The sequence below is a fragment of the Acidocella facilis ATCC 35904 genome, from assembly GCF_000687875.1.
GTDB classification, from domain to species: Bacteria; Pseudomonadota; Alphaproteobacteria; order Acetobacterales; family Acetobacteraceae; genus Acidocella; species Acidocella facilis.
This window is the reverse complement of the sequence record NZ_JHYG01000006.1, coordinates 244,546-267,969: the sequence shown is the minus strand read 5'-3', so window position 1 is coordinate 267,969 and position 23,424 is coordinate 244,546. Positions and strand designations below refer to the sequence as shown.

Annotated in this window: 25 protein-coding genes and 1 riboswitch; of the genes, 17 read left to right on the top strand and 8 right to left on the bottom strand. The window is 69.1% G+C overall.

What is annotated here, in order from left to right; translation table 11 throughout:
• Positions 1 to 570: 570 nt before the first annotated feature.
• The 3 genes from T331_RS0110300 to cobU are packed head-to-tail and all read right to left on the bottom strand — an operon-like array spanning position 571 to position 2,872.
• Positions 571 to 1,320, bottom strand: a complete 750-nt coding sequence (locus T331_RS0110300) for an adenosylcobinamide-GDP ribazoletransferase (protein ID WP_026439959.1) — start codon at positions 1,318 to 1,320, stop codon at positions 571 to 573.
• Positions 1,317 to 2,339 carry a nicotinate-nucleotide--dimethylbenzimidazole phosphoribosyltransferase gene (gene cobT / locus T331_RS0110295; protein WP_026439958.1) on the bottom strand — a complete coding sequence of 341 codons (1,023 nt, stop codon included), beginning with the start codon at positions 2,337 to 2,339 and terminating at the stop codon, positions 1,317 to 1,319. Before cobT ends, T331_RS0110300 begins: the two co-directional genes overlap by 4 nt.
• Before the next feature lie 35 nt (positions 2,340 to 2,374).
• Positions 2,375 to 2,872 carry a bifunctional adenosylcobinamide kinase/adenosylcobinamide-phosphate guanylyltransferase gene (gene cobU, locus T331_RS0110290; protein WP_026439957.1) on the bottom strand — a complete coding sequence of 166 codons (498 nt, stop codon included), beginning with the start codon at positions 2,870 to 2,872 and terminating at the stop codon, positions 2,375 to 2,377.
• A 30-nt stretch (positions 2,873 to 2,902) separates the two neighbouring features.
• Here cobU and T331_RS0110285 point away from each other — a divergent pair, with 30 nt between their 5' ends.
• From T331_RS0110285 to T331_RS0110265, 5 genes are all read left to right on the top strand, one after another.
• Positions 2,903 to 3,505, top strand: coding sequence for a histidine phosphatase family protein (locus tag T331_RS0110285; RefSeq protein ID WP_211248707.1), 603 nt, complete (start codon positions 2,903 to 2,905; stop codon positions 3,503 to 3,505).
• On the top strand, positions 3,502 to 4,446 hold the full coding sequence (gene cbiB, locus T331_RS0110280; protein ID WP_026439955.1) for an adenosylcobinamide-phosphate synthase CbiB: 945 nt from the start codon (positions 3,502 to 3,504) through the stop codon (positions 4,444 to 4,446). The genes T331_RS0110285 and cbiB overlap by 4 nt, the downstream gene beginning before the upstream one ends.
• Positions 4,447 to 4,528: 82 nt before the next feature.
• Positions 4,529 to 5,497, top strand: a complete 969-nt coding sequence (cobD, locus tag T331_RS0110275; RefSeq protein ID WP_026439954.1) for a threonine-phosphate decarboxylase CobD — start codon at positions 4,529 to 4,531, stop codon at positions 5,495 to 5,497.
• Positions 5,497 to 6,120 carry a 5,6-dimethylbenzimidazole synthase gene (gene bluB / locus T331_RS0110270; RefSeq protein WP_035179902.1) on the top strand — a complete coding sequence of 208 codons (624 nt, stop codon included), beginning with the start codon at positions 5,497 to 5,499 and terminating at the stop codon, positions 6,118 to 6,120. Before cobD ends, bluB begins: the two co-directional genes overlap by 1 nt.
• Positions 6,121 to 6,189: 69 nt before the next feature.
• Complete coding sequence (locus T331_RS0110265) at positions 6,190 to 6,618, top strand: CHRD domain-containing protein (RefSeq protein WP_026439952.1); 429 nt, start codon at positions 6,190 to 6,192, stop codon at positions 6,616 to 6,618.
• A gap of 138 nt (positions 6,619 to 6,756) precedes the next feature.
• Here T331_RS0110265 and T331_RS0110260 read toward each other — a convergent pair whose 3' ends face one another.
• Both T331_RS0110260 and cobO read right to left on the bottom strand, forming a co-directional pair.
• Positions 6,757 to 8,217 carry a cobyric acid synthase gene (locus tag T331_RS0110260; RefSeq protein ID WP_026439951.1) on the bottom strand — a complete coding sequence of 487 codons (1,461 nt, stop codon included), beginning with the start codon at positions 8,215 to 8,217 and terminating at the stop codon, positions 6,757 to 6,759.
• A gap of 144 nt (positions 8,218 to 8,361) precedes the next feature.
• Positions 8,362 to 8,979 carry a cob(I)yrinic acid a,c-diamide adenosyltransferase gene (gene cobO / locus T331_RS0110255; protein ID WP_026439950.1) on the bottom strand — a complete coding sequence of 206 codons (618 nt, stop codon included), beginning with the start codon at positions 8,977 to 8,979 and terminating at the stop codon, positions 8,362 to 8,364.
• A gap of 37 nt (positions 8,980 to 9,016) precedes the next feature.
• Positions 9,017 to 9,245, top strand: a riboswitch (cobalamin riboswitch).
• An 82-nt stretch (positions 9,246 to 9,327) separates the two neighbouring features.
• Between cobO and T331_RS0110250 the strand changes: the two genes are divergently transcribed.
• The 7 genes from T331_RS0110250 to cobJ are packed head-to-tail and all read left to right on the top strand — an operon-like array spanning position 9,328 to position 17,137.
• Positions 9,328 to 9,690 carry a DUF1636 family protein gene (locus tag T331_RS0110250; protein WP_026439949.1) on the top strand — a complete coding sequence of 121 codons (363 nt, stop codon included), beginning with the start codon at positions 9,328 to 9,330 and terminating at the stop codon, positions 9,688 to 9,690.
• The gene (gene cobW, locus T331_RS0110245) at positions 9,687 to 10,712 is read left to right on the top strand and encodes a cobalamin biosynthesis protein CobW (protein WP_035179815.1); all 1,026 of its coding nucleotides are present in this window, start codon (positions 9,687 to 9,689) and stop codon (positions 10,710 to 10,712) included. The genes T331_RS0110250 and cobW overlap by 4 nt, the downstream gene beginning before the upstream one ends.
• Before the next feature lie 9 nt (positions 10,713 to 10,721).
• On the top strand, positions 10,722 to 13,961 hold the full coding sequence (cobN, locus tag T331_RS0110240) for a cobaltochelatase subunit CobN (protein ID WP_026439947.1): 3,240 nt from the start codon (positions 10,722 to 10,724) through the stop codon (positions 13,959 to 13,961).
• Entirely contained in the window at positions 13,958 to 15,055 is a 1,098-nt protein-coding gene (locus tag T331_RS0110235; protein ID WP_026439946.1) for a hypothetical protein, read from the top strand. Before cobN ends, T331_RS0110235 begins: the two co-directional genes overlap by 4 nt.
• Positions 15,055 to 15,684 carry a precorrin-8X methylmutase gene (locus T331_RS0110230; protein ID WP_026439945.1) on the top strand — a complete coding sequence of 210 codons (630 nt, stop codon included), beginning with the start codon at positions 15,055 to 15,057 and terminating at the stop codon, positions 15,682 to 15,684. Before T331_RS0110235 ends, T331_RS0110230 begins: the two co-directional genes overlap by 1 nt.
• A 2-nt stretch (positions 15,685 to 15,686) precedes the next feature.
• Complete coding sequence (locus tag T331_RS0110225; RefSeq protein WP_026439944.1) at positions 15,687 to 16,406, top strand: precorrin-2 C(20)-methyltransferase; 720 nt, start codon at positions 15,687 to 15,689, stop codon at positions 16,404 to 16,406.
• On the top strand, positions 16,403 to 17,137 hold the full coding sequence (cobJ, locus tag T331_RS0110220) for a precorrin-3B C(17)-methyltransferase (RefSeq protein ID WP_026439943.1): 735 nt from the start codon (positions 16,403 to 16,405) through the stop codon (positions 17,135 to 17,137). The genes T331_RS0110225 and cobJ overlap by 4 nt, the downstream gene beginning before the upstream one ends.
• Here cobJ and T331_RS0110215 read toward each other — a convergent pair.
• Complete coding sequence (locus tag T331_RS0110215) at positions 17,113 to 17,868, bottom strand: cobalt-precorrin-6A reductase (protein WP_026439942.1); 756 nt, start codon at positions 17,866 to 17,868, stop codon at positions 17,113 to 17,115. The genes cobJ and T331_RS0110215 overlap by 25 nt on opposite strands.
• A 41-nt stretch (positions 17,869 to 17,909) precedes the next feature.
• Here T331_RS0110215 and T331_RS0110210 point away from each other — a divergent pair, with 41 nt between their 5' ends.
• From T331_RS0110210 to cobF, 5 genes are read left to right on the top strand one after another with little or no spacing between them, the layout of a single operon-like run.
• The gene (locus T331_RS0110210) at positions 17,910 to 19,088 is read left to right on the top strand and encodes a bifunctional cobalt-precorrin-7 (C(5))-methyltransferase/cobalt-precorrin-6B (C(15))-methyltransferase (protein ID WP_026439941.1); all 1,179 of its coding nucleotides are present in this window, start codon (positions 17,910 to 17,912) and stop codon (positions 19,086 to 19,088) included.
• Positions 19,085 to 19,435, top strand: coding sequence for a cobalamin biosynthesis protein (locus tag T331_RS0110205; protein WP_026439940.1), 351 nt, complete (start codon positions 19,085 to 19,087; stop codon positions 19,433 to 19,435). Before T331_RS0110210 ends, T331_RS0110205 begins: the two co-directional genes overlap by 4 nt.
• Positions 19,432 to 20,208, top strand: coding sequence for a precorrin-4 C(11)-methyltransferase (cobM, locus tag T331_RS0110200; RefSeq protein ID WP_026439939.1), 777 nt, complete (start codon positions 19,432 to 19,434; stop codon positions 20,206 to 20,208). Before T331_RS0110205 ends, cobM begins: the two co-directional genes overlap by 4 nt.
• Positions 20,205 to 21,509, top strand: a complete 1,305-nt coding sequence (locus T331_RS0110195; protein ID WP_155992680.1) for a cobyrinate a,c-diamide synthase — start codon at positions 20,205 to 20,207, stop codon at positions 21,507 to 21,509. The genes cobM and T331_RS0110195 overlap by 4 nt, the downstream gene beginning before the upstream one ends.
• The gene (gene cobF, locus T331_RS0110190) at positions 21,509 to 22,255 is read left to right on the top strand and encodes a precorrin-6A synthase (deacetylating) (RefSeq protein ID WP_026439937.1); all 747 of its coding nucleotides are present in this window, start codon (positions 21,509 to 21,511) and stop codon (positions 22,253 to 22,255) included. Before T331_RS0110195 ends, cobF begins: the two co-directional genes overlap by 1 nt.
• A gap of 82 nt (positions 22,256 to 22,337) precedes the next feature.
• Here the strand turns inward: cobF and T331_RS0110185 are convergent, their stop codons facing one another.
• Together T331_RS0110185 and T331_RS0110180 are read right to left on the bottom strand one after the other, a co-directional pair.
• Positions 22,338 to 22,850: a F0F1 ATP synthase subunit B family protein gene (locus T331_RS0110185; protein ID WP_026439936.1), complete on the bottom strand. Its 513-nt coding sequence runs from the start codon at positions 22,848 to 22,850 to the stop codon at positions 22,338 to 22,340.
• 3 nt (positions 22,851 to 22,853) lie between these two features.
• Positions 22,854 to 23,423 (bottom strand): F0F1 ATP synthase subunit B family protein, encoded by a 570-nt coding sequence (locus T331_RS0110180; protein WP_008495605.1) that lies wholly within the window; start codon positions 23,421 to 23,423, stop codon positions 22,854 to 22,856.
• Between the last annotated feature and the right edge of the window lies 1 nt (position 23,424).

Genomic DNA, 23,424 nt, shown 5'->3' with positions numbered 1-23,424 from the left:
TCAAACTCTCAAGTTCATCCTACCCAGCGCCTAACCGGCACTAAATATAAATGAAAAAAGCCCTGCTCAAACATGTCGTTCCTCAGTCCTAAGACCAAGAATATTCGAAGCGTTTCTGTACGTAATTTCAAAAGAAATACTCCAGCCACGCTTCCAAAACGACAGAGGTAAAAACAGAACTTAACCCGTCCCTCATATCATCACCCAGATGAAACAAATCACCCAGCAGCTCGGAGTAAACCCCGAACCAGAAACGCCACCAGCGTATCCCTTCCCAGCCTATGCAATTGTCAAAGAGCTAGAGAGGAAAATCTCAACCTGCGAACCAAAAGGTTCGTAGCAAGGCCATCCAATCTACCCGTCCAAGCGCCTCAGATCAAGTCCGCAGCGCCCGTCGGTGGAGGGGCTTCTAACGCCGACACACCGCAACTGTCAACGCACCTTCATCGTCTCGTCATCAAGGGTAAAATCCAGGCCTTCCCTGGGATTGCTACGGGTTAACCTTTCGAAAGCCACGTTTTTTGCACCGCAGCAGAATAGTTATGCGTTTTATGCATAGCTCAAAAAGCCTTAAAACCGCCCCACCAGCACGCAAAACCCGGCCAATTCCGCCAGATTTTGCACCGCTCCCAGCACGTCCCCGGTGAAGCCGCCAATTTGCTGACGCGCCAACGCCCCTATCCCGGCACTCACCAGCGCCATCGCCAGCACCACCGCGCCCAGATGCGGCAGCGCGCAGAGCCCCGCCAGCAGCAAGCCCAGCACCAGCCCGGCCAGCGCCGGGCCGCGCCGCAACGCCCCGCCTGCCGCCTGGCCCAGCCCGCTTTCGCGCGCGCTTGGCAAAGCCAGCATCACCATCGGCAGCGCAGCACGGCTCAACGCCCCCAAACCGGCCAGGCTCAACCAGGCCCCGGCCGGCGGCAAAGCGGCCAGACAGGCCGCCTTCATCCCCAGCGCCAAAATCAGCGCCAGCACGCCATAACTGCCGATCCGGCTGTCGCGCATGATCTCCAGCTTGGCAGCGCGCGTCGCACCGCCGCCAAAGCCATCGGCCAGATCCGCCAGCCCATCCTCATGCATCGCCCCGGTGAGCAGCGCGCCGGCGGCCAGCGCCAGCAGCGCCCCCGCCAGCGGCGGCAGCCCCAGCCGCGCCGCCAACGCAAACACCAGCCCCGCCAGCCCGCCGACCACCGCGCCCACCAGCGGATAAGCCCAAACACAGTCCGAAAGCGCAGGTGCCCGCGCCAATGTTCCCATCGGCAACCGGCTCAGCAGCATGAAGGCCAGCCGCAGCTCATCCAGGCGGGCGGGCGGCCTCATGCGTCGGAGACACCGGCCTCGGCGAAGGTGGACATGCCATTATGCGCCTCAAGCGCCGCGCGCACGACGCTGAGCGCCACCGCCGCCCCGCTGCCCTCGCCCAGCCGCATCCCCAGCGCCAGCAGCGGCTCTTTGCCCAACGCCGCCAGCAAGCGCCGATGCCCCGGCTCCGCGCCGACATGCCCGGCCAGACAATGATCCAGCGCGCCCTTGGCCTCCGCCTCCAGCACCCCGGCCGCCGCGGTGCAGATGAAGCCATCCAGCAGCACGGGTATCCGCAACGCCCGCGCCTGCAAAATCGCCCCGCAGATCGCCGCCTGCTCGCGCCCGCCAAACGCCACCAGCGCGGCCAGCCCGCGCGCCCCCTGGTGCCGCGCCAGCCCGGCCTCGATCGCGCTGATCTTGCGGCCCATCCCGGCATGGTCCGACCCCGTACCCGGCCCCGCCCAATCCTGCGCCACCCCGCCGAAGCAAGACGCCGCCAGCGCCGCCGCCACGGTGGAATTGCCGATTCCCATCTCGCCCAGCAGCAGAATATCCGCTTGCGCATTCACCGCGTCCGCGCCTTGCGCCATCGCCGCCAGCACTTCGGCCTCGCTCATCGCCTCCCCTTGGGTGAAATCCCCGGTCGGGCGCTCCAGCTCCAGCGCCACCACCGACAAATCCGCCCCGGCGGCCCGGCAAAGCTGGTTGATCGCCGCCCCGCCCGCCTGGAACGTCGCCACCATCTGCACGGTGACCTCCTGCGGATACGGATTCACCCCCTGCGCGCACACGCCATGATTCCCCGCGAACACCACAGCCTGTGCCTTGCCAATCCGCGGCCGCGCGGTGCCGCGCCATCCGGCCAGGAAAATCGCCACCTCCTCCAGCCGCCCCAGCGCGCCGGGCGGCTTGAGCAGGCTGTTCTGATGGGCCAGCGCGGCGGCGGCGGCGGCCTCGTCATAACGCGGCAACGCCGCCAGACGGGCGCGCAATTCAGCAAAGGAGCCAGCGGGAAACAGAGCGTGCGACATCATCATCCAATCAACTTCAAAAACCGGTCCGGAAAAGCTTACTTCACCCGCAGCGTATAGCCACACACCGCCAGCCGCACCTCGTCGGCCGCCTGCGCCACGCGCTGGTTCAGCCGCCCCTGCGCATCGCGAAACCGCCGCGCCAGCGCATTCTCGGGCACGATGCCCTGCCCCACCTCATTGGTCACCAGCGCGATCTCACCGCCGCGCGCCGCCAGCGCCGCGCATAGCGCCTCCGTCTGCGCCTCGATATCCCGCTCGGCGAACATCAGATTGGAGAGCCACAGCGTCAGGCAATCCACCAGCACCGGCCCGGCCGGCGCCGCTTGCAGCGCCTGGGGCAGTTCCAGCGGCGCCTCCACATCCAGCCAGCCCGGCCCGCGCCGTGCCTTATGCGCCGCGATCCGCGCCGCCATCTCCGCATCGAAGGGCTGGGCGGTGGCGATGTAAACCGGCGTGCCGGCGCAGTCCCGGATGCGGGTTTCGGCGTACAGGCTCTTGCCGGAGCGCGCCCCGCCAGTGACGAGTAGGATCATGGCTGAAATCCCAAACACCAAATGCCAGACTTGAAAAGCCCGCCCACCCCTGCGACACGCCAGTCCATGCCGCGCCTGCTGCTGATCCGCCACACCGCCATCACCACACCCGCCCTGCTCGCCGGGCGCACGGACCTGCCCGCCACCCTGCCCGGCCCCGACTCGATCGCCCGCGCCCAGGCGCGTCTGGCCGCCCTCGCGCCTGACGCGGCGCTGATCTCCAGCCCGCTGCAACGCTGCACCCAGACCGCCGGCGCGCTGTTCCCTGGCCGCGCCCCGCAGCTGGAGCCCCGCCTGCAGGAGCAAGATTTCGGCGCCTGGGACGGCCAGCCTCTGGCCGCGCTGCCGGATCTCGGCCCCCTGCCCCGTGCGGCGCTTGCCGCGCACTGCCCGCCCGGCGGCGAATCCTTCCTGGAGCTCGCCGCCCGCGCCCGTCCGGCGCTGCTGGCCCTCACCCAGGACACGCTCATTTTCACCCATGCCGGCATCATCCGCGCCGCGCTCGGCCTGGCATTGGGCGACATCCCGCAAGGCCTCGCCTTTGCCATCGCCCCCTTCTCCCTCACCGTGCTGGAGGCCCTGCCGGGTGGCAATTTCGCCATCACCTGCACCAATCTGGACCTGGCGTCATGACCCTGCATCCCCTCGCGATGGCGTTGGCGCTGGGGCTGGATGCCGCCATCGGCTGGCCGGATGCAGTGTTCCGCGCCATCGGCCACCCGGTCACCTGGTGCGGGGCACTGATCTCAGCGCTGGAGGCGCGGCTCAACCAGGGCCCGGCCCGCCGGCTGAAAGGTGTCGCCACCGCGCTGCTGGTCATCGCCATCGCCATCTTCTTCGGCGTGGCGCTGCAGGCGCTCTCCGGCACGCTGCTCACCGCGCTCCTCGCCTGGCCGCTGCTCGCCGCCCGCTCGCTGCATGAGCATGTCGCCCGCGTCGCCAAACCGCTCGCCGCGCAGGACCTTCCCGCCGCGCGCCAGGCCGTCTCGATGATCGTCGGGCGCGACCCGGAGCGGCTGAATGCCCGCGGCATCGCCCGCGCTGCCCTGGAGAGCCTGGCGGAAAATAGCTCGGACGGCATCATCGCGCCGCTATTCTGGGGCGCTTTGTTCGGCCTGCCCGGCATCGCGGCTTACAAAGCGATCAACACGCTCGATTCCATGCTCGGCCACCGCACCCCGCGCTATGAGGCCTTCGGCTGGGCCTCGGCGCGCATCGATGATCTCGCCAATCTCCTCCCCGCCCGCCTCACCGCCCTGCTCTTCATCATCACCGCCCCCAACCGCGCCGCCGCCTGGATCGTCACAAGCAACGACGCACGCCATCACCGCTCCCCCAATGGCGGCTGGCCGGAGGCGGCGATGGCAGGGGCGCTGGGGCTGCGCTTGTCCGGCCCCCGCATTTACGGCAACGAGGCGGCGAACGAACCCTGGATCAACGCCAATGGCCGCGACCCGGGCCCGGAAGATATCTACGCGGCCCTCGCCCTCTACCGGCGGGCGCTGATCTTGGCGGCGGCCCTGCTGGGGCTCAGCGCTGTCTTAGCGCCTCAGGCCCTCGGCTTGATGCGCTAAGACTTGTTTTGGCGCGCAATTTCATATGTTGGGCGGGGCGCACCGCGCCACGCCCAACATATATTGCGCTAGGGAGGATGAAATGAAACGCGACCATGGCGGCAATCTGGATTGGGCGGTCGGCCAGTATGGCGGCACGAAAGCAGACTGGATCGACCTCTCCACCGGCATCAACCGCGTCCCCTACCCGGTCCCGGCGATCAGCCCAGCGGCCTGGACCGCCCTGCCCACCGCCAGCGCCACCGCGACCCTCATCGAAGCCGCGCGCGCGGCCTTCAACACCAAGGGCGCGGTACTGCCTTTGGCCGGGGCGCAGGCGGCCATCCAGCTGATGCCGCTGCTCTCCAAACCCGGCACCGCGAAAATCATGTCCCCCACCTATAATGAGCATGCGGCGGCGCTGCGCGCTCTGGGCTGGCAGGTGGTGGAAGCCGCCACCGCGGAAGACACCGCAGGGGCCGACCTCGCCGTGGTGGTGAACCCCAACAACCCGGATGGCCGGCATTACGAGCCCGCCGCCCTGCTGGCGCTGCTGCCCAAGGTCGGGCGGCTGGTGGTGGATGAAAGTTTCGGCGATCCCTACCCGGCAAACTCCCTCGCCCCGCAGGCCGGGCGCGACGGTCTGGTGGTGCTGCGCTCCTTCGGTAAATTCTACGGCCTGGCCGGCATGCGGCTCGGCTTCGCCTTGGGCAGCGAGGCGGACATCGCCACCCTCTCCCAGCTCGCCGGCCCCTGGCCGGTCTGCGGCCCGGCTTTGGAGCTGGGCGCCTTGGCCCTGGCCGACAAAGCCTGGGCAACCGCCACCATTGCCCGGCTGCTGGCGGAAATTCCCCGCATGGACGAGTTGGCCGCCGAAGCCGGCTGGCGCGTCGTCGGCGGCACCTGCCTGTTCCGGCTCTACGACACGCCAAGCGCCCAGGACGCCCAGGCGAAGCTGGCGCACGCCCATATCTGGTCGCGCATCTTCCCTTATTCCGAGCGCTGGATCCGCCTCGGCATGCCCGGCAATGCGGCCGAATGGGCGCGGCTCGCAGCGGCTTTGCGCGGCTGATGGAGTTCACGGCCCAAGATTCGGCAATTCTGGAGCGCATCATGCTCTGGCGCCGCGATGTCCGGCATTTCCGCCCCGACCCGGTGCCGGAGGATGTTCTGGCCCGGCTGCGCGCGGCGATGGACCACGCCCCCTCCGTCGGCAATGCCCGCCCCTGGCGGGTGATCCGGGTGGAAGACCCGGCCCTGCGCGCCGCCGTGCGCGCCGAATTCACCCGCTGCAATCACAACGCCGCCGCCAGCTATGAAGGTGAGCAGGCGCAGGCCTATGGCAGACTGAAACTCGCCGGGCTGGACGCCGCCCCGGTGCAGCTCGCGGTCTTCACCGAGACCGACCCGCAAGCCGGCCATCGCCTCGGCCGCGCCACCATGGAACTCACCTTGCAGCAATCCACGGCGATGGCGATTTTCGCCCTCTGGCTGGCGGCGCGGGCGGAAAATCTCGGCCTCGGCGCGGTCTCCATCCTGGCGCCTTCGGTGATCGAACGGCTCTTCGCCGTCCCCGCCCATTGGGAGTTCGCCGGCTATCTCTGCCTCGGCCATCCCGCCTTCATGGACGACACCCCTCTGCTGCACCGCGCGGAGTGGCAACAAAATGCGCCGACCCTCTGGGAGACCCGTTAAAACACCGCAATCTCCTGCTTATATATGTCCCGCGGTGTTCCGCCGCCGATAATCCAGGAGACCAGTCCCATGTTCATGCCCTCTCGCGCCAGCCTCGCCGGCGCCGCCGCCCTTCTGCTCGCCGCCGCCCCGCTGGCCCAGGCGAAAACCGTGTCCATCTCCGGCCAGTTCGCCGCCGAAGGCAGCGCCACCAGCCAGCCGACCGGGCATGTCACCGGCAGCTTCGACACCGTCACCCGCAAGCTGACCTACAAGATCACCTATCACGGCCTCAGCGGCCCGGTGAAAGCCGCGCATTTCCACGGCCCCGCCGCCACCGGCCAGAGTGCCGGCGTGCTGCTGCCGATCCCCGGCCCCTACCATACCGGGATGCACGGCACCCTGACCGCGAACGATGCCACCACCAAGGCGCTGCTCGCCGGCCAGACCTATGTGAATCTGCACACCGCCAAATACCCGATGGGCGAAGCCCGCGCGCAGATCAGCGTCGGGCAGTAAAAAGTTTTTTGGGGCCGCCCCTTTTTTACAAAAAAGGGGCGGAAACGTTGGGGGCGTTGGCAACGACATTGCCAACGCCCCCAAAGATTTTGCAGCCCTTTTTGAAAAAAGGGCTGCACCCCAAAAACTTTTGCGACTTCAGGCCCCGGGCAGACCCAGCAGCCCGGCTACGTCCAGATGCGTCTCCAGATGCGCCGCCAGCCCATCCAAAGCCCCCTCCACCGCGGCGCCATGGTCCCGCTCGGCAACCGGCGCCCCCAGCCCGCGCAGAAACGCTGTCCTGAACCCATCCGCCTGAAACAGCCCATGCAGATAGCTGCCCATCACCAGCCCATCCGCTGAAACCGCCCCCTCCGGCCGCCCCGCGATCCTTGCGAACGGCCGCGCACAATCCGCCCCCGCGCTGCGGCCGAGATGGATTTCATACCCCTCCACCGCCAGCCCGCTGGCCACATGCTCCGCCCGCACCAGCCCGAGCTGCTTGCGCGCATCCATCACCGTGGAGACCTCCAACAGCCCCAGCCCCGGCATCGCCCCCGCCGGCCCCTCCAACCCGTCCGGATCGGCAATCTCCTCGCCCAGCATCTGATAGCCGCCGCACAGCCCCAGAATCCGCCCGCCCCGCCGGCGATGCGCCGCCAGATCAATCTCCCAGCCCTGCGCCCGCAAAAACGCCAGATCCCCGCGCGTGGATTTGCTCCCCGGAATGATCACCAGCGCCGCATCGCCAGGGATCGCCTGGCCCGGCTCCACCAGCACCAGCTCCACCCCCGGCTCGGCCCGCAGCGGATCGAGATCGTCGAAATTCGCAATCCGCGAGAGCGCCAGGCAGGCAATCTTCACCGCCCCCACCCCCGCCGCCACCGGCCGCGCGCGGCGCAGATCCTGCGCATCCTCGCCCGGCAGAATCGCAGCGTTCGAAAACCACGGCACCACCCCAAACCCGCGCCAGCCGGTATGGTATTGGATGAATTCATAACCAGAATCGAACAATCGCGGATCGCCCCGGAATTTATTGACGATAAACCCCTTCACCAACGCCGCATCCTCCGGCGCCAGCACCGCCTGGGTGCCGACCAGCTGCGCGATCACCCCACCCCGGTCGATATCCCCCACCAGCACCACCGGCACCCGCGCCGCCTGGGCAAAACCCATATTGGCGATGTCGCCCGCCCGCAGATTAACCTCCGCCGGGCTGCCCGCCCCTTCGACGATCACCACATCATAAGCTGCCCGCAGCCGCGCGAAACTCTCCAGCACCGCCGGCATCAGCGTCGGTTTATAGGCCCCGTAATCGCGCGCCTTCAGCGTCGCCACGCGCTGGCCCTGCACGATGATCTGCGACCCGCTTTCGGATTCCGGCTTCAGCAGCACCGGGTTCATGTCCGTATGCGGCGCAAGCCCGCAGGCCAGGGCCTGCAGCGCCTGCGCCCGGCCGATCTCGCCGCCATCCGCCGTCACGGCGGCATTGTTGGACATGTTCTGCGGCTTGAACGGCGCCACGCTGAGCCCCCGCCGCCGCACCGCCCGGCACAGCCCCGCCACCAGCAGCGACTTTCCGACATTCGAGCCGGTGCCCTGCAGCATCACCGCCACCATCATGAGTTCCTTTCAAAATTCGCCAGGCCGAGCCGGATGGTGGTGTTTTGCGAGCACCGGAGCGGAGCGTACGTTAAGTACGTGAGCACCGGCGCGCAGCAAAGCGCCGCCAGCCGGCCGGCATCGCGGATTTGGGAAGGAACTCTAAAATTCCACGCCCTTCTGCGCCTTGATTCCCTCTTTAAAGGGATGCTTCACCGCCGCGATCTCGCTGACCAGATCCGCCGCCTCGATCAGCCCTGGCGGCGCATTGCGCCCGGTCAGCACCACATGGGTCATCGCCGGCTTCTGGGTCAGCAGAAATTCCACCACCTCATCCGCATCCAGATAGCCATAGCGCAGCGCGATATTGATCTCATCCAGCAGCACCAGCCTGATGCGCTCATCCAATATCAGCGCCTTGGCCTTCACCCACCCCGCCTTGGCCGCCGCGATGTCCCGCGCCTTATCCTGCGTCTCCCAGGTGAACCCCTCGCCCATCGCGTAAAACTGGCAGAGCCCGGCAAAATGCGTGGTCAGCAGCCGCCGCTCCCCGGTATCCCACGCCCCTTTGATGAATTGCACCACCGCGCAGGGCATCCCGTGCGCGATACAGCGCAGCACCATGCCGAATCCGGAGGAGGATTTGCCCTTGCCCGGCCCGGTATGGACGATGATCAGCCCCTTTTCCCCAGTCTTGCCCGCCATCATTTTCGCCCGCGCCGCCTTGATCCGCGCCATCTTCTCGGCATGGCGGGTGGCGTCTTCGGGGGTGAGGGACATGGCTTCTCTCCTTGACTCTGCCCCCCAACTGCGGCCTTTTGCGGGGGATCGTACTGGTGCCTGGCCGGGAGGCTCCTCAAAACAGCTTCTTATGTCAGGCCAAAAGGGAATGCGATAGGGCTCACCCCCGAAGCGCAGCCGCCCCCGCGACCGTGACCGGAGAGGGATGCGAAGCCACTGGCGCAAGCTGGGAAGGCTGCACCCCGCAGGGTTTGCCCAAACCCCTATCCGCAAGCCGGGAGACCTGCCAGCACGGATGTTTCACGAGCGGACGGGGTGTGCCGCGGCAGGTGATTTGCGCTTGCGCGCGTCCCTATGCCATCGCCCCGCCGCAGCTTTGAGGGTTGCATGGGCGTTATTCTGCATGTCTGCACCACCTGCCGGGCCGGCCAGCCATTGGTCGATGGCGAACCTTGCGCCGGGGCGCGGATGGGGGCGGCCATCGGCGCGCTGGCGGTGCCTGAGGGCGTCACCATAAAGCCGGTGGAATGTCTCTCCGCCTGTAAATTCGGCCCCACCATCGCCCTCTCCGGGCCGGATCGCTGGTCCTATCTCTATGGCCCGGTCACCGAGGACGATGCAGCGCTGATCCTGGATTACGCCGCCGCCTTCGCCGCCACGCCGGATGGCATCGTGCCCTGGCGCGAGCGGCCCTCTCTGTTCCGCAAAAACGTCATCGCCCGCCTGCCCGCCCCGGAGACCACGACATGAGCGAAATTTTGAACCGTGATTTGGCCAAAATCCCCGTCACCATCGTCACCGGCTTTCTCGGCGCCGGCAAGACCACGCTGATCCGCCATCTCCTCGCCAACCCGGGCGGCAAGCGCCTGGCGGTGCTGGTGAATGAGTTCGGCGCCATGGGGGTCGATGGCGAGATCTTGCGCGGCTGCGCGGATGAGAACTGCCCGGAAGAGGCGATTCTGGAGCTGGCCAATGGCTGCATCTGCTGCACCGTGGCGGATGAATTCATCCCGACCATGGAAAAGCTGCTGGCGCTGGAGAAAAAGCCCGACCATATCCTCATCGAAACCTCGGGCCTGGCTTTGCCCAAGCCGCTCTTGAAAGCCTTCGACTGGCCGGCCATCCGCTCGCGCGTCACCGTCGACGGGGTGGTGGCGATGGCGGATGCGGAGAGCGTCGCCGCCGGGCAGTTCGCCCCGGATGAAGGCCGCAATGGCCGCACCCATGACACCCCGCTCTCGGAAGTGTTCGGCGACCAGATGGCCTGCGCCGATCTGATCCTGCTCTCCAAGGCCGATCTGGCGGGTGCGGAAAAAATCGAAGCCGCCCGCGCGATGGTGACGAAAACCCTGCCGCGTCCGGTGCCGATGCTCCCCATCACCGACGGCATCATCGACGCCAAAATCCTGCTGGGCCTTGACGCGAAGGCGGAGGATGATGTCGCCCAGCGCCCCTCCCATCATGACGGCCAGGCCGCGCATGAGCATGATGATTTCTCCACCATCATCATCGATCTGCCCGAGCAGGAGGACGCTGCCCCGCTGCTGGCGAACATCGAAGCGCTGGCCCGCGCGCAGAAGATTTTGCGGATGAAGGGGCATGTCGCGATCAAGGGCAAGCCGCTACGCCTGCTGGTGCAGGCGGTGGGCGCCCGGGTGCGTTGCCAGTTTGATCAGCCCTGGGGCGACGCGCCCCGCGCCTCGCGGCTGGTGGTGATCGCCGAGCGCGGCGATCTGCGCGAGGCGAAATTGCGCGCCGCTCTGGGGGCATAACGCGCCGCCATGCATATCGTCTTCCGCGAAAGCCACGGGCTGGAAGAGGCGGAGACCCCGCAGGATCTCGGGCAGTCGCCGGCTGAGATCGCGGTGCTCTCCTTCTCGGACAGTGATCTGGGCGCCTTCGCGGCGGGCTGGCGCGGGGCGCGGGCGCGGGGCCTACGCCTGCCCCGGCTGCGCCTGGCCAATCTGGCCCGGCTGCGCCACCCGGTTTCGGTGGATGTGTATCTGGAAAATACCCTGGCCAGCGCGAAAGCCGTGCTGGTGCGGCTGATCGGCGGCGAGGGCTATTGGGCTTACGGGCTGGAAGGGCTGCGGGATCTGGCAACGCGCACCGGCCTGAAGCTGGCGGTGCTGCCCGGCGATGGCCGGCCGGATGCGACACTCACAGACTGTTCCACAGTCTCGGCCGAAACCCTGGCCGCGTTGGGCCGGCTATGCGAGGCCGGCGGGCCGGAAGCCGCGCTCGGCGCGCTGGCGCTGCTGGGCCAGGAAGCCGGGCTGGATGCGCAGGATGCCCCACCGCCCCCGCCTTTGCCGGCGCATGGGCTCTATCACCCCGCAACCGGCATCATACCGGAAATCGCGCCGGGCGGCCTGCCGCGCGTGCCGGTGCTGTTCTACCGCTCCTATCTCGCCGCAGGGGATATGGCGGCGGTGGATGGGATGATCGCGGCGCTGGAAGCCGAAGGCTTCGACGCCTACGGCATCTTCGTGCCCTCGCTGAAAGCGCCGCAGGCGGCACGCTTCGTCGCCGCGCATCTGGCCGCCTGCCGCCCCGCCGCCATCGTCAACGCCACCGCCTTTTCGGCGGCCGGCGAGGATGGCGCCACGGCGCTGGACGGCCCGGGCGTGCCGGTGTTCCAGGTGGCACTCTCCACCGCCAGGCGGGAGGATTGGGCGGCCTCGGCACGCGGCCTCTCGCCCGCTGATCTCGCCATGCATGTCGCACTGCCGGAGATTGACGGGCGCATCTTCCTCGGCGTGGTCAGTTTCAAAGCCGCCAGTGTCTATGACGAGGAATTGCAATTCGCCCGGATGCTGCATCAGCCGGAAGCGGCCCGCCTCAAAGCCGCCGCCGCGCGGGTGGCAAGCTGGGTGCAGCTTGGCAGCTCCATCCCCCAAACCGGCCTGTTCGCGCTGATCCTCTCCACCTATCCCGGCCGGCCGGACCAGATGGCGCATGCGGTGGGGCTGGACGCGCTGCAAAGTGCCAATGAAATCCTCGGGATTTTGCAGGAAGCCGGATATTATACCGCGCCGCTGGCGGACCTGCCCCAGCAACTCAAAACCAGCAGCATAAGCTGGCCCCTGGCGGCCTATAAAGAAGCGTTGCAGACGCTGCCTGCATCATTGCAAACCGCGCTGGACAAATGCTGGGGCGCGCCGGAGGATGACGCGCTGGCGAAAAACGGCGATTTTCATTTTCCCGTGGTGCAATCAGGCAGCGTGCTGATCGCCCTGCAACCCGAGCGTGGCCGTCCGCAAGGGCGCGAGAATGAATATCACGACCTTTCCGCCATCCCCTGCCATTCCTACGTCGCCTTCTATCTCTGGCTGCGCGCCCAGAACATCGACGCACTGCTCCATCTCGGCGCGCATGGCACGCTGGAATGGCTGCCGGGCAAAAGTGTCGCGCTCTCGGATGAATGCTGGCCGGAGGCGCTGACCGGCGCACTTCCGATCATCTACCCGTTCATCGTCAACGACCCTGGCGAGGCGGCACAGGCGAAGCGGCGTATCGGCGCGGTCACACTCGGGCATCTGCCCCCGCCTCTGGCGCAGGCTCTGGTGCCGGAACATCTCGCCCGGCTGGAGACGCTGCTCGATGAATACGCCACCGCCGAAGGGCTGGACCCGGCCCGGCGCGCCAGGCTGATCACCGCCATCCGCAGCGAAGCCCAGGCGCGCGGGGTGGAGCGCGATCTCGGCCTGGCCGAGGATGCCGCGCTGGCCGAGGCGATCACCCGGATCGACCGGTTTGTCTGCGACCTGAAAGAAAGCCGCTTTGGTGAGGGGCTGCATGTGTTCGGCACTGGCGGCTGCGGGGCGCAGGAGCGCGCCGGGCTGCTGGCCGCCCTGGCCGGGGCCCGGGTGGCGCCCGGCCCCTCCGGCTCGCCGGCCCGCGGCCGGGCGGATGTGCTGCCCACCGGGCGCAATATGTTCGCGCTGGACCCGCGCGCCGTGCCCACCCGCGCCGCCCATGCGCAAGGGGTGAAGCTGGCCGAGGAAATCCTGCGCCGGCATCTGCAGGAGCAAGGGGACTGGCCGAACAGCCTGCTGGTGGATCTCTGGGGCTCGGCCACCATGCGCACCGCCGGCGAGGAATTCGCCATGGCGCTGCATCTGGCCGGCCTCGCCCCGCTTTGGGAGGAAAGCGGCCGGGTCTCCGGCTTTGAGATTTTGCCCCCGGCGCTGCTGGGCCGCCCGCGCATCGATGTGACGCTGCGCCTCTCCGGCCTGTTCCGGGATGTGTTCTCCCACCTCGCCCAGCTCTTCGCCGCCGGGGCGCAGGCACTGGCCGCGCGCGAAGAGGCCCCAGGCGAAAACCCCTATATCGCCCAGGCACCGCGCATCTTCGCCCCGCGCCCCGGCCAGTACGGGCTGCAGATGGGCGAGGCCCCGACCATCTTCACCGACGAAGCCCGCGCCGCCGCCGGGGAAGCCTGGCTGGCAGGGGCGAGCTGGTCGATCGGCACGGATGGCGTCGCCCAGGAAACGCCTGAGGCGCTGCGCGCCCGCCTGGCGGGCACGGATGGCTTCGTACACGCCCAGGACCTGCCGGAGACGGATCTGCTGCTCGCCGCCGATTACGCGGCCCAGGAAGGCGGCATCGTCGCCGCCTTGGCGCAGATGGGGCTGAACGCGCCGCCGCTTTATCATCTGGACAGCACGAACCCCGAAGCCCCGCGCGCCCGGCTGCTCGGCGAGGAGATCGCCCGGGTGGTGCGCGCCCGTGCCGCCAACCCGGCCTGGGTGGCGGGGATGCGGCGCCACGGCTTTCGCGGCGGGGCGGAGCTGGCGGCGACCCTCGACCATCTGGCCGCCTTCGCCAACCTCACCCGCGACGTGCCGGGACATCTGTTCGATCTCTATTTCGCCGCGACGCTGGGCGAGCCGGAGGTGGTGGCGTTTCTGCAAGCGCAAAACCCCGCCGCCCTGGCGCGGCTGCGCGATGTCTTTTCCCGTCTGCGCGAGGCCGGGCTATGGGCGACGCGCAATAACGAAATCCTGGCGTCCTTATGAGCGGGCAGGTGAAAGGCTGGTGCCCCGGCGCGCATCGGCCGATGCAGGCGGCGGACGGGTTGATCCTGCGCATCCGCCCGAAGCTGGGCCGGCTGACGGCGGCGCAGGCGCAGGGTTTGGCGGCGCTGGCGCAAGCTGAGGGGCAGAGCCATCTGGCACTGACCTCGCGGGCCAATCTGCAATGGCGCGGGGTGAAATCGCAGCGCTACGAAACCATCATGGCGGGTCTGGACGCGCTGGGTCTGCTGGATGCGGACGCCGCCCAGGAGCAGGCGCGCAACATGCTGCTCACCCCGTTCTGGGCAGAGGGCGACGGCACGCTGGAACTGGCCGAAGCGCTGACCGCCGCCTTGCCCAACTTCCCCGCCCTGCCGGGCAAGTTCGGCTTCGCCCTCGATACCGGCCCAGCCCCCGTGCTGGCCGAGATCTCCGCCGACATCCGGCTGGAGCGTGACGCTGCCGGCGGGCTGCTGGTGCGGGCTGATGGCGCAATGCGGGGCGAATCGGTGACGGCGCAGACCGCGATTCCGGCCATAAGGAAATTGGCGGACTGGTTTCTGGCCCAGGGCGGCGCGCCAGGCGGGCGCGGGCGGATGCGCGGGCTGATCCGCACCGGCACCCTGCCGCCAGGGCTGAACGCCGGCCCCGCCGCGCGCGCGGGCCAAACGCCCCCTCTCGCCAGCTTTGCCTTTGGCGAGCTGCCGGTAGAGAGCCTCGCCGCTCTGGCCGGGCTGGGCACAGAGCTGCGACTCACCCCCTGGCGCGCCCTCTATCTGCCGGGGCTCACTGGCTTGCCCGCTTTGCCGGGGCTGATCGGCGCGGAGGATCCCTTACAGCGCACCTTCGCCTGCACCGGCGCGCCAGGCTGTGCCGAGGGCTTCGCCCCCACCCGCGCTCTGGCAACCGCGCTCGCCGCGCATCTGCCGCCGGGCAAGACCCTGCATGTCTCGGGCTGCGGCAAGCTTTGCGCGCATCCGGGCCGGTGTGATGTCACCCTCATCGCTGCCCCTGACGGGTTTCACCTGAATGACGGCCCAGGGCTTGACCCGGCGGCGCTGCTCAGCCACCCCCGGCGGGTCTTTGGAAGGCCGTAATGCCGCATCTCTATGAAACCGATGGCGCCGCCATCTACCGCCACTCCTTCGCCACCATCCGGGCGGAGGCGGATCTCGCCCGTTTCTCCCCCGCCGAGGAAGGCGTGGTGGTGCGGATGATCCATGCGCTGGGGCTGGTCGGGCTGGAGGCGCATGTGGCGTTTACCCCCGGCATGGTCGAGGCGGCGCGGGCGGCATTGGCCCAGGGCGCGCCGATTCTCTGCGATGCGCGCATGGTCAGCGAGGGCATCACCCGCCCGCGTTTGCCCGCCAAGAACCGCATCATCTGCACCCTGCACGACCCAAGCGTGCCAGAGCTGGCGAAGCAGATGGGCAATACCCGCAGCGCCGCGGCGCTCGAACTCTGGCGGCCGGATCTGGCCGGGGCGGTGGTGGCGATCGGCAATGCGCCGACGGCTCTGTTCCACCTGCTTAACATGCTGGAAGACCCATCCTGCCCGCGCCCGGCGGCGATCATCGGCTGCCCGGTCGGCTTCGTCGGCGCCGCCGAATCCAAGGCGGCGTTGATGGCCGCCCCGCCCTGCCCGGCGCTGTCTGTCGCCGGGCGGCTGGGCGGCTCGGCAGTCACGGTGGCGGCGGTCAACGCCATCGCCAGCACGGCGGAATAATCATGGGCAAGATCATCTGCGCCGGGCTGGGGCCGGGCGATCCGGATTTGATGAGCCTGCGCGCTGCCCGCGCGGTGCAAGGGGCAGCCTATATCGCCTATTTCCGCAAGGCCGGGCGGCCCGGCCAGGCCCGGCGCATCGTGCAGGGCCTGCTGGCCCCGGGCTGCGTGGAATATGCGATGGAATATCCCGTCACCACCGAGCTGCCCGCCGACAGCCCCGAATACATCGCCGCCCTGCACGGGTTTTACGAGGATTGGGCGGCGCGGCTGGAGGTGCTGGCGCAGGATCGCGACATCGTCGTGCTCTGCGAGGGCGATCCGTTTTTCTATGGCTCCTTCATGCATCTGCATGTGCGGCTGCAAGGCAAGGTGGAGATCGAGGTGATCCCCGGCATCACCGGCATGTCCGGCTGCTGGACCGCCACCGGCACGCCGATCACCTGGGGCAATGACATTCTCACCATCCTCCCCGGCACGCTGCCCCAAGCCGAGCTGGCGCGGCGGATGGACGAGAGCGATGCCTTCGTGGTGATGAAAACCGGCCGCAATTTGCCGAAAATCCGCGCGGCTTTGGCACAGGCCGGACGGCTGGAGCAGGCGGTGCTGGTCGCGCACGGCACCAGCGCGCAGCAGCGCATCGTGCGGGTGGCGGAGATGAAGGAGGGGGACTGCCCCTATTTCGCGATCGTGCTCGCCCATGGCGGGCGCAACCGGGCATGAGCGGCTGGCTGGCCATTGCCGGGCTGGGGCCGGGGGATGACGCGCTGATCACCCCCGAGGTGAGCGCCGCGCTGGCGCAGGCCAGCGATGTACTGGGCTATATCCCTTACGTCGCGCGCATCGCCCCGCGCCCAGGGCTGGCCCTGCACCCGTCCGACAACCGCGCGGAGCTGGACCGGGCCCGCCACGCGCTGCGCCGGACGCAGGCGGGGGGCAAGGTGGTGATCGTCTCCTCCGGTGATCCCGGTGTGTTCGCGATGGCGGCGGCTGTGTTCGAGGTGCTGGCGGAAGAGCCGGGCTGGGCGGAGCTGGACATCCGGGTGCTGCCCGGCATCACCGCCATGCTCGCCGCCGCCGCCAAGGCCGGCGCGCCGCTGGGGCATGATTTCTGCGCGATCAATCTCTCCGATAATCTGAAACCCTGGCCGGTGATCGAAAAGCGCCTGCGTCTGGCGGCCCAGGCGGATTTCGCCATGGGCTTCTATAATCCGCGCTCGAAATCCCGCCCCGAGGGGTTTGGCCGGGCGCTTTCGGTGCTGCGGGAGGAATGCGAACCGGAGCGGCTGGTGATTTTCGCCCGCGCGGTGAGCACGCCGCAGGAGCGGATCAGCGTGGTGACGCTCGCCGAGGCGACGCCGGAAATGGCCGATATGCGCACCATCGTGCTGCTCGGCAACAGCCAGACGAGGCGCGTGGGCCGCTTCGTCTATACCCCGCGTTCGGCGCCATGAGCGAGCCAGGCCAGCACCGCCTCCGGGCTTTGCACAATGCGGCGCGCCGGCAGCGCCGGGCGTTCGACCATCAATATCTTCACCCCCAGCGCCCGCGCCGCGCCCAGCTTGGCGGACGCGCCGATCCCGCCGGCATTCTTGGCGACGAGATGGGTGATGCGATGGGCGCGCAGCAGCGCCAGATCATTTTCCAGGCTGAACGGGCCACGATCAATCACGTGGGCCGCGTCCCGGAAGGGCAAGGGCGCAACCGGCGCATCCACCAGCCGGAGCAGATAGAAATGGTCCTGGCGGGCGGCGAAAAGATCGAGATTTTGTTTGCCGATGGCCAGGAACACACGCGCGGGGCGTTCCGGCAGCGCGGCGGCGGCCTCTTCCAGCGTGGCGAGGCTCTGCCAGTCATCGCTGTGCTCAGCCTGCCAGGCCGGGCGTTCCAGGGCGATCAGCTTCACCCCGGCTGCCGCGCAGGCCGCGATGGCGTTGCGGCTCATTTGCGCGGCGAACGGGTGGGTGGCGTCGATCAGATGCGTGATGGCCTGGGCGCGCAAATAATCCGCCAGCCCCGCCGCCCCGCCAAAACCGCCAATGCGGGTGGGGAGCGGCTGCGGCTTCGGCGCCTCGGTGCGGCCGGCATAGGAGAAAACCGCGCGCAGCCCGGACTCGGCCAGCGCCCTTGCCATCTGGCTGGCTTCACTGGTGCCGCCGAGCAGCAATATAGTCGGGCCGTGCATGGCCGGGTTTGTGCCGCGTCCCACGGCCAGGAGGCAAGGGGATGAGCGCCTGGCTGACGATCATCGGGCTTAATGAGGACGGCCCCAGCCCCGCCGCGCGCGAGGCGTTGGCGCGGGCGGAGGTGATTTTCGGCGGAGCGCGGCATCTGGAACTGACGCAGGCGGGGGCGCGTGGACGGCCCTGGCCGGTGCCGTTTTCCATCGCGCCGCTGCTGGCATGCCGGGGGACGAAAACCGTGGCGTTATGCTCGGGCGATCCGTTCTGGTTCGGCGCGGGGAGCCTGCTGGCCGAGGCGTTGGCGCCGGAGGAGTGGGTGGCGCTGCCCGCCCCCTCGAGCTTCGCTTTGGCGGCGGCAAAGCTGGGCTGGCGGCTGGAAGACATAATCTGCCTCGGCCTGCACGCCGCCCCCTTCGCGCAAGCGCGGGCGCATCTGCATGACGGGGCGCGGCTGCTCTGCCTGTTGCGCGGCGGCGAAGCGGTGGCGCCGTTCGCGGCCTATCTGACCGATTTGGGCTTCGGCGCCTCGCGCCTCTGGCGGCTGGAGGCGCTGGGCGGGGCGCAGGAGCGTATTACCCAGGCCAGTGCGGCGGAGATGGCGGTGCTGGACCCGGGCCTCTCGCCGGTGGCCGTGGCCGTTGAGGTGGCGGGGGCGTTGGGCCTGCCGCGCGCGCCGGGTCTGGAAGATTCGCTCTTCGCCCATGACGGGCAGATCACCAAGCGCCCGGTGCGCGCCCTCACATTATCCGCCCTGGCCCCCCGGCCCGGCGAGCATCTCTGGGATATCGGGCTGGGCGCGGGGTCGATTTCGATTGAATGGCTCCTGGCCGCCCCCCGCACCCGCGCCAGCGGGGTTGAGGCGAATGCCGCCCGCGCCGCACGGGCGCTGGAGAACGCCGCTGGCTTCGGCGTCGCCCAGCGCCTGCATGTGCTGGAACGCCGCGCCCCGGACGGGCTGGAGACTCTGGCGCGGCCGGATGCCATCTTCATCGGCGGCGGCGCCAGCCAGGCGCTGCTGGAACGGCTCTGGGCGCTGGCCGCCGCCGGCACCAGGCTGGTGGCGAATGCGGTGACATTGGAGAGCGAGGCGCTGCTCACCGCCTGGTCGGCGGAGAAAGGCGGTGCGCTGCTGCGTCTGGAGCTGGCCGAGGCCGCGCCTTTGGGGGGCAAGCGCGGCTGGGTGCCGGCCAGGCCGATCGTGCAATGGAGTGTCACGTTATGAGGGTGGCGGGGTTTGGCCTGCGTGCCGCGGTGCGCACGGAGTCGCTGCGCGCCGCGCTGGCGGCGGCGGGGGGCGAGGTGCAGGCCCTGGCCGGGATCCGGCCCGAGGCGCTGGCGGCGCTGGCGGCGGAGCTGGGGGTGCCGGTGATCGCCCTCACCCCGGCGGCGCTGGCCGGCATCGAAACACTGAGCCGCTCCGCCCGGGCGCTGGCGCGCTACGGTGTGGGCAGCCTGGCGGAAGCCTGCGCGCTGCGCGCCGCCGGGCCAGGGGCGAGGCTGCTCGGCCCGCGTGTCGCCTCGCCCGACAGGCTGGCAATGGTGGCGATTGCGGAAAGGAACGACCCATGATCGTGCATTTCATCGGCGCCGGGCCGGGGGCCGCGGATCTGCTGACTTTGCGCGGGCGGGATCTGATCGCCGCCTCGCCGGTCTGCCTCTATGCCGGCTCGCTGGTGCCCGAAGGGGTGCTGGCGCATTGCCCGCCCGGGGCGCGGATCGTGAACACCGCAAGGCTCTCGCTGGACGAGATCATCGCGGAAATCCAGGACGCCGCCGCCAAGGGGCTGGATGTGGCGCGGCTGCATTCGGGGGATCTCTCGGTCTGGTCGGCCATGGGTGAGCAGCTGCAAAGGCTGCGGGCGCTTGGCATCGCCTATGATGTCACCCCCGGCGTGCCCGCTTTCGCCGCCGCCGCCGCCAGCCTGGGGGCGGAGCTGACGCTGCCGGGCATCGCGCAATCCCTGGTGCTCACCCGCCTGGGCGGCCGCGCCTCGCCGATGCCGGAGGGCGAGCGTCTGGCCGCCTTCGCCGCCACCGGGGCGACCTTGGCGCTGCATCTCTCCATCCATCGCCTGGCGGAGATCGTGGCGGAACTCACCCCGTTTTACGGGGCGGATTGCCCGGTGGCGGTGATCTGGCGCGCCTCCTGGCCGGATCAGCGCGTGCTGCGCGGCACGCTGGCGGATATCGAGGCCAGGATGGAGCCAGAGATCGACCGCACGGCGCTGATCCTGGTCGGGCGGGTGCTGGGGGCGGAGGGGTTTGAGCGATCGCGCCTCTACGCCCCGGATTATGACCGCCGCTACCGCCCCACCGGCCCCGCGCCGAGATTCCCGGAATGAAGGGGCTGCTGATCGCCGCCGCTGCCTCCGGCGCGGGCAAGACCACGCTGAGCCTGGGCCTCGCCCGCGCCTTCACCCGGCGCGGCGTGGCGGTGCAGCCCTACAAATCCGGCCCGGATTATATCGACCCCGCCTTTCTCGCCGCCGCCACCGGCCGGCCTTGCTTCAACCTGGATAGCTGGGCGATGGGGGCGGGGGAGATCGGCGCGCTGGTGGGGCGCGCGGAGGGGGCCGAGCTGGCGCTGGCTGAGGGCTCGATGGGGCTGTTCGACGGGGTGGCGCTGAAAGGCGCCAGCGGCCATGGCGCCTCCGCCGAGATCGCCACGCTGACCGGCTGGCCGGTGCTGCTGGTGCTGGATGTGCGCGGCCAAGCGCAGACGGCGGCGGCCATCGCCGCCGGGTTGGCCCGCTTCCGGGCGGGTTTGCCGGTGGCGGGCGTGGTGCTGAACCGTGTCGCCAGCCCGCGCCATGAAAAACTGCTGCGCGCCGGCATGGCGGAAGCCGGGTTGCGCGTGTTCGGCGCACTGCCGCGCCAGGAGGATGTAAGGGTGCCGGAGCGCCATCTCGGGCTGGTGCAGGCGCAGGAGCTGCCGAAGCTGGCGGCGCTGCTGGACAAAGCCGCCGATCTGGTGGGCCAGTATTGTGATCTGGACGGGTTGCTGGAGGCCGCCGCCGGGCAGGCTTTGCCGGCCAGCGCCCCCCTGCCCCGCCCGCCGGGCCAGCGCATCGCCCTGGCGCGGGATGCGGCGTTTTCCTTTCTCTACCCGCATCTGCTGGAGGGCTGGCGGGCGGCGGGGGCGGAGATTCTGCCCTTCTCGCCGCTGGCCGACGAAGCCCCGGATGAAAGCGCCGACATCTGCTGGCTGCCCGGCGGCTATCCCGAGCTGCATGCCGGGCCCCTGGCGGCGGCCGGGCGGTTTCTGGCCGGCTTGCGGGATTTCGCGCGAACCCGCCCGGTGCATGGCGAATGCGGCGGCTATATGGTGCTGGGCGAAACGCTGGAGGATTCGCAAGGCCAGCGCCACGCCATGGCCGGGCTGCTCGGCCTTGCCACCAGCTTCGCCAAACGCAAGATGCATCTCGGCTATCGCCGCGCCCGGCTGCTGGCGGCGATGCCGGGGCAGGAGGCAAGCGCGGATCTCGCCGGGCATGAATTCCACTACGCCTCCATCCTCGCCCAGCCCGACGCGCCGCTGGCGCAGGTGCGCGATGCCGAGGGCACGCTGGTGGACGAAACCGGCTCCCGCCGGGGCCATGTCAGCGGCAGCTTCTTCCACCTGATCTCCCGGCTGGAGAGCTGATGCACAGCCTTGTTTTGATCGGCATCGGCACCGGCAACCCGGATCATCTCACCTTGCAGGCGATCAAGGCGCTGAACGCGGCCGACATCGTGATGATCCCGCGCAAGGGGGCGCAGAAGGCGGATCTGGCGGCGCTGCGCCGGCGGATCTGTGACGAGGTGATCACCAACCAAGCCACCCGGCTGGTGGAGTTCGACCTGCCGGTACGCGACGAGGCGACCTTGGATTACCGCGCCCGCGTCGAGGACTGGCATGACGAGATCGCCGGGCGCTGGCGGCAGGTGCTGGAGCGCGCCTTGCCGCAAGGTGGGCGGGCGGCGCTGCTGGTCTGGGGGGATCCCTCGCTCTATGATTCCACCCTGCGCATCGCCGGCCGGCTGGCGCTGCCGGTGGAGGTGATCCCCGGCATCACCTCGATCCAGGCGCTCACCGCCGCGCACGCCATGGTGCTCAACGAAATCGGCGCGCCCTTTCTCGTCACCACCGGGCGGCAATTGCGTGACCATGGCTGGCCGCCCGGGGTGGATACGCTGGTGGTGATGCTCGATGGCGGCTGCGCCTTCCAGAGCCTGGACCCGGCAGGGATTTGGATCTGGTGGGGCGCCTATCTGGGCATGCCAGAGCAGATCATCCGCCAGGGCGCGCTGGCACGGATCGGGCCGGAGATCATCGCCACCCGGGCGGCGGCAAGGGCGGCGCATGGGTGGATCATGGATGTGTATCTGCTGAAAAAGACCGCCGGGTAAACAAAACGGGGCGTTCCTTGCGGAAACGCCCCGTTTGGTTGGTCTCGGTCTCCTCGGCGTGGCCACCGAAGAGCGGCAGGCTCTAGCCGCGCAGCGCCTTCGGCAGCGCGGTGATCGCATGGTCGATCAGCACCGCATCACTGTCGTTGCTGACGCTATCGCGCAGCAAGGCGGTGGAGGCGGCGGTGGCGATGTCGATCGCGGCGGCGCGAACCTCCTTCACCGCGGCGGATTCGGCGGCCTGGATGCGTTCCAGCGCCATCTTCTCACGCCGCTGCGCCGTGGCCTGCGCCTCGGCCGCCAGCTCGGCCGCCAGACGCTGCGCCTCGGCATGCGCCGTGGCCAGGATGTGGCGGGCATCTTCCTGGGCCTGGGCCTGCTTCTGCTTGGCTTCCGCCAGCATCGCCTCGGCCTCGGCCTTCAGCTGCGCGGCTTCGTCCAGCGCCGCCTGCACCGCCTTGGTGCGGGCGTCCAGCAGGCCGCCAATGCCCTGCAGCACCTTGCGGCCGGCAATGACCGCGAAGATGACGATGGCAATGAAGACCCAGAAGGTTCCGTGCGCCCAGAAATGGGCGTTGAGAGCGTCATACTGCATGGCTTAGGCCGCCTTGCGGGCCGCCAGCGCGTCTTCGACACGCTGCGACAGCTCGCTCTGTTCCGGCACGGCGCCGGTGAGTTTGAGCAGGATCTCGGATGCCGCTTGCGCCGCCACCGGCTTGATCGCCGCCATGGCAGAGGCACGCGCCGCCTCGATCCGGGCTTCGGACTCGGCGAGCTTGGCCTCCAGCTCCGCGTTCAGCGCCGCCGCCTTGCTGGCAGCCTGCGCCTTCGCGTCCGCGACCGCCTTCGCCACCTCGGCCTGGGCATTGGCCCGGGCGGACGCCAGCGTGGCGGTCAACAGCGCCACCGCCCGGTCTGCATCCTGCTTGGCGGCACGGGCCGCCGCCAGGTCGCGGGCGATGATGGCGGCGCGGTTTTCCAGAACCTTGCCCATCTGCGGCAGGCCCCAGCGCGAAAGCAGGAGGTAAAGCACCACCAAGATGACCGCCATCCAGCCCACCTGATCAAGGGTGAGCGGGTTGGAGAAATCCATCTGCGGCATCTTGCCCTCGGCCAGCGCGGCGGAGGGGGCAAGGGCCAGCAGCAGAGCGGTGCTGATCCGGCGCATC